This window comes from Larkinella knui (assembly GCF_003858645.1).
GTDB classification, from domain to species: Bacteria; Bacteroidota; Bacteroidia; order Cytophagales; family Spirosomataceae; genus Larkinella; species Larkinella knui.
On the sequence record NZ_RQJP01000005.1, the window covers coordinates 189149 to 202447 of the forward strand.

Annotated in this window: 13 protein-coding genes; 4 read left to right on the plus strand and 9 right to left on the minus strand. The window is 52.0% G+C overall.

The features are described 5' to 3' along the window. The first annotated feature begins 74 nt into the window (after positions 1-74). Together EHT87_RS23220 and EHT87_RS23225 are read left to right on the plus strand one after the other, a co-directional pair. A complete protein-coding gene (locus EHT87_RS23220) occupies positions 75-1751 on the plus strand; it encodes a TlpA family protein disulfide reductase (RefSeq protein ID WP_124909071.1) in 1677 nt (558 codons plus the stop codon). A gap of 32 nt (positions 1752-1783) precedes the next feature. Beyond that, positions 1784-2608, plus strand: coding sequence for a glycosyltransferase family 2 protein (locus EHT87_RS23225; RefSeq protein WP_124909072.1), 825 nt, complete (start codon positions 1784-1786; stop codon positions 2606-2608). Between the two features lie 6 nt (positions 2609-2614). Here the strand turns inward: EHT87_RS23225 and EHT87_RS23230 are convergent, their stop codons facing one another. From EHT87_RS23230 to vapB, 6 genes are all read right to left on the minus strand, one after another. After that, positions 2615-2977, minus strand: a complete 363-nt coding sequence (locus tag EHT87_RS23230; RefSeq protein WP_124909073.1) for a hypothetical protein — start codon at positions 2975-2977, stop codon at positions 2615-2617. 196 nt (positions 2978-3173) lie between these two features. After that, the gene (locus EHT87_RS23235) at positions 3174-3947 is read right to left on the minus strand and encodes an HNH endonuclease (RefSeq protein ID WP_124909074.1); all 774 of its coding nucleotides are present in this window, start codon (positions 3945-3947) and stop codon (positions 3174-3176) included. 95 nt (positions 3948-4042) lie between these two features. Continuing rightward, entirely contained in the window at positions 4043-5296 is a 1254-nt protein-coding gene (locus EHT87_RS23240) for a DUF2264 domain-containing protein (protein WP_124909075.1), read from the minus strand. 184 nt (positions 5297-5480) lie between these two features. Continuing rightward, positions 5481-6701, minus strand: coding sequence for an NADP-dependent isocitrate dehydrogenase (locus tag EHT87_RS23245; RefSeq protein WP_124909076.1), 1221 nt, complete (start codon positions 6699-6701; stop codon positions 5481-5483). A 247-nt stretch (positions 6702-6948) separates the two neighbouring features. Next, a complete protein-coding gene (locus EHT87_RS23250; protein ID WP_221622063.1) occupies positions 6949-7215 on the minus strand; it encodes a type II toxin-antitoxin system VapC family toxin in 267 nt (88 codons plus the stop codon). Beyond that, a complete protein-coding gene (gene vapB / locus EHT87_RS23255) occupies positions 7215-7421 on the minus strand; it encodes a type II toxin-antitoxin system VapB family antitoxin (RefSeq protein WP_124909077.1) in 207 nt (68 codons plus the stop codon). Before vapB ends, EHT87_RS23250 begins: the two co-directional genes overlap by 1 nt. 151 nt (positions 7422-7572) lie before the next feature. Here vapB and EHT87_RS23260 point away from each other — a divergent pair, with 151 nt between their 5' ends. Continuing rightward, a complete protein-coding gene (locus tag EHT87_RS23260; protein WP_124909078.1) occupies positions 7573-9243 on the plus strand; it encodes an amidohydrolase in 1671 nt (556 codons plus the stop codon). Positions 9244-9349: 106 nt separating this feature from the next. Here EHT87_RS23260 and EHT87_RS23265 read toward each other — a convergent pair whose 3' ends face one another. The 3 genes from EHT87_RS23265 to EHT87_RS23280 all read right to left on the minus strand — a co-directional run bounded on the left by EHT87_RS23265 (position 9350) and on the right by EHT87_RS23280 (position 12588). Continuing rightward, positions 9350-9595: a hypothetical protein gene (locus EHT87_RS23265; protein ID WP_124909079.1), complete on the minus strand. Its 246-nt coding sequence runs from the start codon at positions 9593-9595 to the stop codon at positions 9350-9352. 808 nt (positions 9596-10403) lie between these two features. Next, a complete protein-coding gene (gene kbl / locus EHT87_RS23275) occupies positions 10404-11621 on the minus strand; it encodes a glycine C-acetyltransferase (RefSeq protein WP_124909080.1) in 1218 nt (405 codons plus the stop codon). Positions 11622-11625: 4 nt separating this feature from the next. After that, positions 11626-12588: an NAD-dependent epimerase/dehydratase family protein gene (locus tag EHT87_RS23280; protein ID WP_124909081.1), complete on the minus strand. Its 963-nt coding sequence runs from the start codon at positions 12586-12588 to the stop codon at positions 11626-11628. A gap of 214 nt (positions 12589-12802) precedes the next feature. Between EHT87_RS23280 and EHT87_RS23285 the strand changes: the two genes are divergently transcribed. Further along, positions 12803-13267: an Lrp/AsnC family transcriptional regulator gene (locus tag EHT87_RS23285; RefSeq protein WP_124909082.1), complete on the plus strand. Its 465-nt coding sequence runs from the start codon at positions 12803-12805 to the stop codon at positions 13265-13267. Positions 13268-13299 lie beyond the last annotated feature (32 nt).

The window sequence follows — 13299 nt, forward strand, 5'->3', positions numbered from 1 at the left end:
TATCGTTTGGTAGTGTGCAGTTGGCATTTTAACTTGTATCTTTACCAAATTGATCGACTTCAGCTATTGCCTTCATGCTAACGCTTCGCCATACCTTAATTCCGGCTTTAGGCCTTCTCCTGACCTTTTTTTTCGGCCAACTTCCCACGGCATACGGCCAGCTAAAATCCGATTCCGTTACTGTTAGCGGCCGGATTAAAAACCTGACGCTTCAGTTGTATCGCCAGAGTCCCAACGTCATCATTTCGCGCAATAACATCCTGCAAGCCAGTCGCGAAATGGCGCGCCCGGCTCCGCTGGAACCCGACGGTTCGTTCCGGGTCACGCTGCCGCTGGTGTATCCCTACGAAGAACTGTATTTTAATTTCGGCCAGATTTCCACCGCGTTTCTGGCTTCGGCCGGAACGATCGAAATCGCGCTCGATGCCGACTCGCTGTTTCTGTCGGAAGCGCCTTTCCGGTTTAGCGGCACCAATGCGCAGGTGAACAACCAACTGACCCGGTATAAGGCGTTTGAATTTAAAAATAAACCCAAAGTCGATAACCGCCAGTTAGCGAAACGGGTTGAAGGCCGGTCGGCAGAAGACAGCCGGAAGATTCTGACCAACGAGTTTATTGCTACCTACGAAAAATACCGCCAGACCAACGACGTTTTGCCCCTGTTGGATCAGTACATCAAATCGACGATCAAATACGAAGTGTCCACGTATCTCTATGACCGGGCGCTGGCCGAGCAGGATACGCGTCTGGAAACAAGTCTGTCGAACAGTTCGAGCCTTCGGTCCGCCGACGATATTTTTCTGACCGTTCAACGGACGGCCGCCATGGAGCGGTTTGCTGCCTACGCCGGTTCGCGGATTGCCGATCAGGCCGGACGCGGCATTCCGGTGGGTACGTTTGCCACGCTGGTGGATCGGTACATCCGGGATCTGTCGGAGACAGAACGGAAGCGGGTGGATGAACTGAAGGCCGGAAAAGCCGGGGTAAGCCGGGATATGCCCATGTTGCAACGGATTTTACAGCGTCATCAGGATACCCTGGCCAAGCTGCTGGTGTACGAAACGACGATATCGCAATACCGGAAAGTGGTGGACAGCACCGGGCTGGATTACCTGAAGGCTAATTTTCTGGCGACCAACCTGCCCACGACGGAATTGAAGAGCCAGGAACTGCTGTTTCAGCACATTATGCCGCAGGTCGGCGACCCGCACTACCGGCTTTCGCTGGACGAATTGTATCGGCTGGAGGTGAAAGACAGCGTAACGGTGCGCGAGGTCGCTAAAAAATTTGGTGAAAAGCAGGTCAACGAAGCCGTTGAAGTGTTGCCGGATGTTACGCTGATTCAGTATAGTGGATACGGCAAAGAGATTTTTGACCAGATCAGGGAGCAGGCGCGCGGGCGTTTGATGTATGTTCTGGCCTGGTCGACCGATGTGGAACCTTCGCGGCAGGAAGTATTGGCGGCCCGGGCGCTTCAGGAGCGAATCGGCAGCCGTGATGTCCTGTTTGCCTACGTGTGTACCAACCAGACGTCGATGGCGCTCTGGCGGGAGTGGGTGGCCAAAAACAAGCCGAAGGGCCTGCACCTCTACGTTGAAGAAGACCAGTTCAATACGGTGCTGGGTCCGTTGCGGGCCGAGACCATCCCCGCTGCCGGACTGGTGGGCCGCGACGGAAAATTCATCAAACGTGATGCACCGCTGCCTTCCAAACCCGACGACGTATTGAAGCTCATTCGGGAGAAATTATAAAACCGTCTTTAGCGTACTGACACCGTACTTTTGTGCTTGTATCCCTGATCATCCCGACCTACAACCGGGAAGCCTTGCTGATTCAATGTCTGCAGTGTGCTTTTCGGCAAGATTTCCACGACTACGAAATTATTGTGGTTGATCAGACCCGCCGGCACGAACCCGAAACCCGGCAGTTTCTGGAAGCCAATCAAAACCGCTTCCGACTCATTCAAAGCGAAAAACCATCATTGACGGCGGCCCGAAATCTGGGGCTGCAACACGCGCGGGGCGAAGTCATTCTGTTTATCGATGACGACACCGAGTTCGAATCCACGTTTATTCAGGCCCATTTTCAGGCCCATCAGAACGGTTTGGAAGTCGTTCAGGGACGGATTATCGAAACGCACGTTTCACCCCAGTTGAGTCCTTCGTGGCTGACGTGGTATCTGAAGTTTAAAGGTGGTGACGACTGCCCCACCGACGGACCGGTTAATGTAATAACGGGGGCTAATTTTTCGGTATCGCGCTCCGTTTTCGATAAAATTGGCCCGTTCGACGAACGGTTTTCGGGTGTCGCCGTTCACGAAGATGCCGATTTTGGACTACGGGCCTACCGGGCGGGTTGCCGTATGGGGTATGTAGCCGCAGCCGCGCTCGTTCACCACGCCAGCAATCAGGGCGGGGTCGATTCGGGAATCGAAGAGAAATTTTTTAATTTAAGTTACCACCATTGCAGCCTGTTATTTGCCCGCAAACATTTTCCGAAACCCATTGTGCTGTATTTCCGGGTCAGGCTCATGCTGAGGGGGTTACGGAGTGTTCGGAAACTAATCCGGCAGGCCGACCAGCGCGTTGTTTCGCAACTCAATTCCTAACTGATTTCAGGGCACCAGCCGCAGTTTCGTCAGTTTAACCGGAACACCCGCCAGTCGCACGTTCGGCGGTGGCGCAAACTCGTCGGCGTTGAAAACGACTTTCGTGCCGGTTTTCCGGGCCTGATCGGGCAGGTTGCAGGCAAAATAGCGGGTACTATCGCTGGTCCGAATGTAGAGCCACGTACTGGTTTGCGACGTCTCTGCTTCGTTGATGACCGTCCCCGCCACCTCACGCAGTTCGGCGGCTTTTTTCCATTCGGCATAGGCCGGGCAATCCGCACTGACGGCCACTTCGTGGTCCCACGGAGCGTTTTGGCAGGCTGCGGCCATGAGCAGCGGCAGGCAGAAAATCAGGGTTAGCGTCTTCATGGGTGTACTGGTTTTAAGAGTAAGACGCATTTGGGAGGGAAAAGGTTGGAGGAGGTTATAATTTGGTGAGAGATTCCTTAGGAATCCAATTGTATAAGCATGACGGTCGGACCAGTGAAGTAAGGTAGTTACATCACCATTTTTGGTTCAATGCCCTTCTCTTCTGCGTAAATGAGATTCGTTAACGTGCCGTATTTCATTTATCAAAAATTTTGTCTAAGTGATATTCCAAGAACTCTTTGCGAGGGAAAAATTTACTTGGAGGTCTAATTTCTAAGCCCTCAAGTTTGCCAAAATGTTCTTGGAAATAAATTTCTTTTTTCTGTTTCTTGAGTTTTTGGGCCAATACAATTTTGTATTCAGTATCTACTCCAATAAAGCCTTGGTCAAAAGCCACATCATATAAGGCTGATAAACATAAACCATTCTCGGGATTCACACGGGCGTGCTCGTTTTTTGACCAGGGAACAATATGACTAGCCCTAAGCATTGAGGGAATGTTGATACCACTAATTGCACATTTTGAATCAAAATTATTTAGAACTATATCTCTAAAAAAGCTCTGGCCAACCCTTACCTTAACAGAACGCATGACATTGCTTCCGCTTCTACTTTGCCATTTGTGTTCTTCAATTTCTACTTTTTTCTCAAGAGAAATATGTTGTTTTTCCGCAAGTATACGTTCGCTTTCAAATGCTAAATCTTCCCAATTATTTACAAATTCGTTGAAAATTTCTTCATCGAGTTTACTGACATGAGTTAGCCCTTTGATGCCACGTACTTGTTGTACTGGATCGAAACTTGCCAAGTTTTGCATTTTTCTACCTAATCCTCCAGGTTTCCTGCCAATGAGTTTTGCAAGTTCAAGAAGCTTAGGATTTCTTCCATGAATTGTACCGTAAGGAATTCTATAATAAAGGTTAAAGGCTAAGATAGTTTGCTCTCTTGTCCATAAATCACTTCTTGCCATGCTTCCAGGAATTGAGTTTTTACGAAAAAACAAATCTATAGTTGTAAATACAAGAATGCCCGAAAGATTTCGCGAACGTGTTTTTATTAAAAAAGTTACCTTAAATCAACGCTGTGGTCGTTCGGGAAGTCTTCGCCACTCCAGATTCGCTGTGAACTCCATTTGACCGGCGCATCGGCCCAGAACGGGTCCGAATCGGGCAATCCGAGCGGCAGAAAAAGCGCGGTGCAGAGGTAAGGGCTACCCTGGTTGTTGTAGACGTCGGCAATGTCGGGCTGCGAACCATACAGGCCGAGGGTCAGCCAGCCGTTGCGGTAGGTCGACGGGCTTTCGAGCGTTTTTCTCAAAACCGCCGTCAGGGCACCGCGGACCTGAGCCGGTTTCAGTTGTTCCGGCAAGGCTTTCCGCCAGGCCATGTCTGCCAGATGATGAAAGGCTGCTCCGCGGTAAATAATCGAACGGCCGGTTGCGGGAAATGTGCCATCCGGGTTGATCAGCCGTTCCTGAATGACGGCAAACCGCTCGTTCCGTTTCTTTATTTTCAGCGTCATGTCCTTGTACGAACCGGTTTTGCTGCTGATGAGCCCGGAAATCGTGGCCAGATACGGATGCATCACATAGCTGTTGTAATAATCGAACGCGAAGTGCGTCCCGTCGGAATACAGGCCATCGCCCACATACCACTGTTCCAGTTGCTGGAGGGCATAATCGACCCGCATCGGGTCCCATTCGTAGCCGTATCGGCAGAAGAACGTTTCGGTCATGGCCGAAAAAAGCAGCCAGTTCGAGAATCCCGGTCGAAACCGGCGGGTCACTTTGAAGGAACGGACCAGCCGATCCCGGGTTTTTGGGTCGAGATTTTCCCACAGCCACGGTGCCCGTACCAACGCAAAAGCCAGAAACGACGCGTCGACCAGTTGTTGGGCAGCCACATCGAAACGCATGTAATCGTTGGCCGTCGAATCCAGCGCATTCGAAAGCCCTTTCAGCGTCCACTGGCGGTATTGGTTGCGCAGCGCCACCTCCTCCGCCGTTCCGCCTTCGAGTTGCAGCCAGGGCGCGATGCCGCTCAGGACCCGACCCAGCACTTCGAGGTATTGTACCTGAATGCGTTGCGCCTTATTGTCGACCCGTTGGGAGGTGATCTGGGGCATCACGATGCGGAGACTATCGTGGGCCAGGCTGCGCAGAACCGGCCGGACCATTTTATCCATTTCCGCCAGCCAAAGCTGGCGGTCACTCAGCACAGGCGGTTTTTTGGCAACGGTTTTTTTCTGGGCATAACCGGAATTGGCCAGCATTGCCAGCAATAGCCAAAGCAGTAAACAGGTAACGGTATTTCTTTTCATGTGGAGTATGCCAAGGGCGCCGGGATTGTGTAGACCAACTCGATCGAAATTTACAAAACCGGGCGTTGGCAACACGGAGCAGAATAAAATAGATAGGCGATCCCCGCCTGGCTTACACCTGACAGGTTTCTGAAACCTGTCAGGTGTAAGCCAGGCGGGGATCGCCTATCTATTACCTTACCAATTAACCCAGCTTCACCTTCAGATTCTGATCCAGTGCTTCCAGGAAATCTTCGGTGTTGAGGTAGTGTTCGCCAGCGACGAGTTTGGTGCCGCTCGGGAAAGCCGACAACGCCAGATCTTTCGTCATTTTACCGCTTTCAACGGTTTCGACGCACACTTCTTCCAGGGCCAGACTGAAGTCGATCAGCGCCTGGTTGCCGTCCAGTTTACCCCGGAAAGCCAGACCGCGCGTCCAGGCAAAAATCGAAGCAATCGGGTTGGTCGAGGTTGGGTTGCCTTTCTGGTGTTCGCGGTAGTGGCGCGTTACCGTACCGTGGGCCGCTTCCGCTTCCATCGTTTTGCCGTCGGGCGTAACCAGCACGGACGTCATCAAACCGAGTGAGCCAAAACCCTGCGCAACGGTATCCGACTGAACGTCACCGTCGTAGTTCTTACACGCCCAGACAAAGTTGCCTTCCCATTTCAGGGCCGAAGCCACCATGTCGTCGATCAGGCGGTGTTCGTAGTGAACGCCTTTGGCTTTGAATTCGGCGTCGTAAATCTCCTGGAAAATATCCTTGAAACGACCGTCGTATTTTTTCAGAATCGTGTTTTTGGTCGACAGGTACAGCGGCCAGTTTTTCTGCAACGCCATGTTGAAACACGCATGGGCAAAACCGCGGATGGATTCGTCGACGTTGTACATGCCCATCGCCACACCCGGACCCTGGAACTGGTACACTTCGTATTCCTGCACGGTTCCGTCTTCGCCTTCAAATTTCATCGTCAGCTTGCCTTTGCCCGGTACGAGGAAATCCGTCGCGCGGTATTGGTCACCGAACGCGTGACGGCCGACGATGATCGGGGCGGTCCAGTTAGTAACCAGACGCGGCACATTTTTGATCACAATCGGTTCGCGGAAAACCGTACCGTCCAGAATGTTCCGGATGGTGCCGTTCGGCGATTTCCACATTTGTTTCAGATTGAATTCTTTAACACGGTCTTCGTCGGGCGTGATGGTGGCGCATTTGATACCGACACCGTATTCTTTGATGGCATTGGCGGCATCGATCGTCACCTGGTCGTTGGTCTCATCGCGGTATTCAACGCCCAAATCGTAGTATTTAATGTCAACGTCGATGTAAGGGAGGATGAGCTTGTCTTTGATAAACTTCCAGATAATGCGGGTCATTTCGTCGCCATCCAGTTCGACAACCGGATTTGCCACTTTAATTTTCTCCATTTGTTTTCTATCAATCAAGTGAAACGATACAGGAAATCAGCCGCAAAGGTAACAATTCTGCCAATACCGGGAAACGAAAGCGGAGGAATAGAATGGGGAACTGAGGAGATGGTCTGAATAAAACGGATGCTACCAAAGCCAGCGGATTGGATAAGGAGGAATATTGCTGTCCCTGGTCACAAGAATCAGGTCTTCCACCAGACTTTGAGCAATCAATAATCGATCGAATGGGTCACGGTGATGCATCTCATGTTAATAATGCCTGGGTATGCTGAAATGTGATTGGTAACAATTCAAAACCGTTTTGATCAATCAAGGCTAATAAATTGTCGTAACCCGGTTTGAAAGTAAGGGTGCCAAGCCGGATTTTGATCGCCATTTCCCACAAACTGACCACGCTGACGAATGAACTATTCCGAATATCTTCAATCTTAGATCGGGCCGTAGACGATAACTCTTTGGTGTTGCCATTGAGAAACCAAATTAGGGTGTGTGTATCCAGCAGTAAATCCATTACATATAATCAGCGAAGTCGTCCAGCGGTTTATCAAAGTCGGGAGACATCTTGAATTGCCCTTTCGCACTACCAAAAACCGGACGTTTTCCGAGTTGATCGACCTTCTTCTGCTTTGCTTTTAGAAAGTCAATAAAGTCGCCTACCTCAGCCTGATAAGGAGGAGGTAGAGTCTGTAGCTTTTTATAAAATTCCAGGTAAGTCATCGGAACGATACAGGAAATCAGCCGCAAAGGTAACAATTCTGCCAATACCGGGAAATGAAAGCGAATGAACAAATAAACGTGCCTTTAGGGGTTTGTTCCGTATATTTAAACACTCTTATCGACTGATTGTTAAATAAAATTTGGCTATTCCATGAAAAACTTTACAAAAATCTTTTTACTGCTGACAATTGTACCGGTACTCCTTTTTGCACAATCGAAAAAAACCAAGTCGCCCGATAAACTGGAGCGGCTGAAACAGGAGGCTGTTGCCGAAATCGACAGGCGCAAAGACCAGGCGCAGCAAATCAACGACATGCTTTTCAGTTTCTCCGAACTGGGTTTTCAGGAGGAGGAAACGTTCAGGTATCTGACGACTTTGCTGGAAAAAGAAGGCTTTAAGGTGCAAAAAGGAATCGCCAATATGCCCACGGCCTGGATCGCCACCTGGGGCAGCGGCAAACCCGTCATTGCCATCGGGTCCGACGTGGACTGCATTCCGAAAGCCAACCAGAAACCGGGAGTGGCCTACCATGATCCGCTGGTTGAGGGAGCCCCCGGCCACGGCGAAGGCCACAACTCCGGCCAGGCGCTGAATATCGTGGCCGCTCTGACGGTGAAGCAGATCATGGAGCGGGAAAAACTGTCGGGCACGCTGATGCTCTGGCCGGGCGTTGCCGAGGAGTTGGTGGGGGCGAAGGCGTTTTACGTGCGCGACGGCTATTTCAAAGACGTGGATGCCTGCATTTTTACGCACGTGGGCAACAACCTCGGCGTCTCCCACGGGGATGCGGGCAATACCGGTCTGGTGTCGGTCAAATTTTCGTTTGAAGGCCAGGCTGCCCACGCGGCCGGAGCGCCCTGGCGGGGTAAAAGTGCGCTGGATGCCGTCGAGTTGATGAACATCGGCTGGAATTTCCGGCGCGAGCACCTCGAACTGACGCAACGCTCGCATTACGTCATTTCCGACGGCGGAGATCAGCCCAACGTCGTACCGTCGAAAGCCGCCGTCTGGTATTATTTCCGCGAACGGTCGTATCCGAAAATCAAGAAACTGTTCGATACGGGCGTTAAAATGGCCGAAGGCGCTGCGCTGATGACCGATACGAAGTTTACGTACGAAATTCTGGGTTCGGCCTGGCCGGGACACTTTAACAAACCGATTGCCGAAGCCATGTACCAGAATATGAAGAAAGTTGGCTTGCCCACCTGGTCGGAAGAGGATCAGATGCTGGCGAAGGCATCACAAAAAGAATTGCAGGCTCCCAAAGTGGAAGGACTGGCGATGAAACTCGATACGCTCGGCTTGCCGGCGGGTGCTCCGACAACCATGATGGGCGGACAAGGCCTGATTTCGACGGGTGGGGCCGGTTCCGACGACATCGCCGATATTTCCTGGTCGCTGCCGACGGTCGTGTTGCGGTATCCGTCCAACATTCCGGGTCTGCCGGGCCACCACTGGGCCAACGCCATTTCGATGGCGACACCGATTGCGCACAAGGGCGTGGTGGCCGGTGCCAAAGCCGAGGCTATGACGTTGCTGGACATGCTGATGAAACCCGAAATCATCAAAAATGCCTGGGAATATTATACCAAAGAGCAAACGAAAGAAATCAAATACACGCCCCTGATCTCGCCCAAAGAATACCCGGCGGTTTATCTGAACAGGGAGATTATGGCCAAATTCAAGCCGGAACTGAAGAAATACTACTACGACCCAACGAAATACAAAACGTATCTGGAGCAACTGGGCATCAACTATCCGACCCTGCGCGATGATCAGAAGGCGGAATTGATGAAAGAAAAAGAGTCGAAAGGCAAATGACGGAAATTGACTTATTGGGGCATGCGCTGAAGCAGTTTGCCGGAATGGATGAGGAGGCTTTTGCTTTGTCCATTCCCGATCGGCGCAATGCCATCCCGTTTTCCCATTAATGGAATAATTGGGTATTGGAAACAAAGGCGCGGGTCTTGATTCTGGCACTCGTGGACGCATCCGGGTCCGGAATCAGGTTGTAGTTTTCGTCTACCCATTCTGCCGATTGAACAATTCCGGCAGTTATGACCAGGCCCGCAGCAACCAGACCGCTAAGAATACTCAGTATGCCGCTGGCAGCGATAAAAGCCAGAACGAAAATAAGGGCCAGAACAATCAGGGCAAGTGTTGGTTTTCTCATGGCAATAAGTAGGATCGATGGTACAAAGGCCGGTCTTTCGGTTTTACATACGGTTGGACGGAGAAAAATGGAATAAGTCACACATTCTGAAAAAGCTTTTTACGCGGCTCTGCCGGGGCGGTTTTTTCGACCGGTTTTGTTTTCTTAAGCCAGGTTAAACGGATTGGCCATAATCCTGCCGAATGTTGTCCTGTTTTAATAAGCAGTAGACAACTTCTAAACGAACGCTCAGGAAAGCCAGCAGTACCAAAACCGTCCTGTTCATTACCGGAGCCTTCGTCGCCGGCAGTGGTTGGAACGAATGGAAAACTTATTTTGAAAGCAAAAGTTTTATAACCCTCGTTAAGAAACCGCCAGCCGAACGACAGGGATCTGGCCGACCCCGAACTACCGGAATTTTAATGCGTATAAGCCCAATGGTTCGGTATTGGATTACAAGGAATTTTCGGGCCGCAACCACTTCGTGCTGGGCCCGCGGACCTGGAAAGAAGATGCCGATTACATTCTGGAATGGCTTGGTACGCACTAATCAAAAGCCTGAAAGGCTTTCATCATTAGCCCCGGGTATCGCCCGGGGTCGCGTCGGAATGCATTGGATTCGCATCCACGACCCCGGGCGATACCGGTGCCGTGTCGGGATACCCGGTCCCGTGTTGGAATGCATAGGCGGAGACCATCCAATACGCATTGTATCCACATCCGCGGCCCCGGGCGATACCCGGTCCCGCGTCGGAATGCATTGGATTCGCATCCACGGCCCCGGGCGATACCCGGGGTTAATGATGAAAGCCCTTCAGGCTTTTTGGTGTTAGGATTGTGTCGCTGTTAGGGTTTTTTCTGCCGGAATAACGCCCAGTTCGCGACCGATTTTGGTGAACGCCCGAACCGCTTTTTCCAGGTGTTCCGGTTCGTGACCCGCCGAAATCTGCACCCGAATCCGGGCTTTGCCCTGGGGCACCACCGGGTAGAAGAAGCCGATGACGTAAATTCCTTCCTCCAGCAGCCGGGCCGCAAACGTCTGCGCCAGCGGAGCGTCGTACAGCATGATCGGAACAATGGGGTGTTCGCCGGGCAGAATGTCGAAACCGGCCGCCGTCATGGCCTCCCGGAAATACCGGGTATTGACCTCCAGCTTGTCGCGCAGGGCCGTGGACGATTGCAAGATTTCCAGCACTTTCAGCGACGCGCCGACGATGGCCGGAGCGAGCGTATTGGAAAACAGATAAGGCCGGGAACGCTGGCGGAGCAGGTCCACGATTTCTTTCCGGGCGGCCGTAAAACCACCCGACGCGCCACCAAGGGCTTTGCCGTAGGTGCCGGTAATGATGTCGATTCGCCCGAATACATTCCGGTATTCCGGCGTTCCGCGACCGGTTTTGCCCAGAAAACCGCTGGCGTGGCATTCGTCCACCATCACCATTGCGTTGTATCGATCGGCCAGATCACAGATTTTGTCCAGTTGGGCAATTGTTCCATCCATCGAAAACGCGCCGTCGGTCACGATCAGCTTTCGTCGGCTCGACGATGCCGCCCGGAGTTGTGTTTCCAGATCCGCCATGTCGTTGTGCTTATACCGGAACCGTTTGGCTTTGCACAACCGGATGCCGTCGATGATGGACGCGTGGTTGAGTTCGTCCGAAATGATGGCGTCTTCCTCGCCCAGCAGCGGTTCGAAAACCCCGCCATTGGCGTCAAAAGCGGCCGCGTACAGAATGCAGTCTTCTGCGCCGACAAACTCCGCCGTTTTCCGTTCCAGCTCTTTGTGAATGTCCTGCGTGCCGCAGATGAACCGCACCGACGACAGGCCGAAACCGTGGCTGTCGAGCGTCTGGTGGGCGGCTTCGATCACCGCCGGATGCGACGACAACCCGAGGTAATTATTGGCGCAAAAGTTCAGGACCTGACGACCGCCGTGAATCGCAATAACCGACGATTGGGGCGAAACAATAATGCGTTCGGATTTATACAAACCGGCCTCCCGAATGGTGTCGAGTTCCTGCCGGAGTTCATCTTTGATACTATACATGACGTTAAGAAGTATGGATAAGTGGTTGATAAACAGCCGAAAGTCGCGTGATCATTTCCTGCGTCATTCGCGTCAGATCATAATCCGGTTTCCAGCCCCAATCCCGCCGGGCCACCGTATCGTCGATGGTTTTGGGCCACGAATCGGCGATGGCCTGCCGGAAATCCGGCAAATACCGGGTCGTAAATTCGGGAAAATACGTTTGGATGGATGCCGTCAAGTCAGCGGGCGTAAAACTCATACCGGTCAGATTGTAGGAAGTCCGGACGCTGATCCGGCTTTCGGGCGCTTCCATCAGCTCCAGCGTGGCCCGCAGGGCATCATCCATGTACATCATCGGAAGCAGCGTGTTTTCGGCCAGAAAACAATCGTAGGATTTTCCCTGAACGGCCGCGTGGAAGATGGCCACGGCGTAGTCGGTGGTGCCGCCACCCGGCATGGACTGGTAGCTGATCAGGCCCGGAAACCGCAGCGAGCGAACATCCAGACCGTAGCGTTTGTGGTAATACAGGGACCAGTTTTCGGCGGCAACCTTGCTGATTCCGTACACCGTGGCCGGGTCCAGAACGGCCGTCTGGGGCGTCTCATACTTGGGCGCATCGTCGCCAAAAGCCGCAATCGAACTCGGAACGAACACTTTCCGGATCTGGTGGATGCGCGCTACTTCCAGGACGTTGAGGAGCGTTTGCATGTTCAGGTTCCAGGCCCAGATCGGGTCGGATTCGCCTTTGGCCGAGAGAATGGCCGCTAAATGGTAAATCTGGGTGACCCGGTGACGCCGGACCAGGGCCGCCAGTTCGTCCGCTTGGGTGGCATCCAACCATTCAAACTGCCCCTGCTCCCGATCGGGCCGTCGCAGGTCGGCCCCGATGACGTTCCGGAGTCCGTAAATCGCGTGCAGCCGGGGCAGCAGTGCCGTCCCAATCTGGCCGTTGGCCCCGATGACTAAGATGGTTTCGCGTTTCATTTTTAAAGTCGTTGGAAGTGTAACCTGAAGAAACCATACGGTCGGGCCTAACCGGGTCAGGCTCGATCTTATTTACGGTACAAATATATTTATACAGATTATTTTTGGATACTATTTCAATAAATCAGTTAATATTGTTGAGATACTGCTTTTAAGCAAATAAAATCACTGAAGCGCAACAGCGGATTTAGCGGGATAAAGAAAAATTTTCGGCATGGAACAACTGGATGAAATCGACAAGAAAATCCTGCGGCTTTTGCAGGAAGATGCGAAGCTGACCACCAAGGAACTGGCCGCTCAACTGGGCTTGACACTCTCGCCGGTTTATGAGCGGATCAAGCGATTGGAGGGAATTGGGTTTATCAAACAATACGTCGCTGTTCTGGACAAAAACCTGTTGGGTCAGCCCATCACTACGTTTTGCCAGGTGTCGATGCGGTATCACGACAAGGCCTTCATCAATAAGTTTGAAGAAGAAATCAAGAAGCTGGCCGAAGTGCAGGAGTGTTACCACATGGCCGGCCAGGTCGATTTTCTGCTGAAAATCCACGTCGGCAGTTTAGACGAGTATCACAACTTTGTGAAGTACAAACTGTCTGAAATTGAGAACATTGGCACCCTGAACAGCACCTTTGTTCTCAAAGAAATCAAGCGCAATCTGGGATATCCGGTTCATTGAAAAACGAAACAATTCCTTTCCTAACCCTTCAG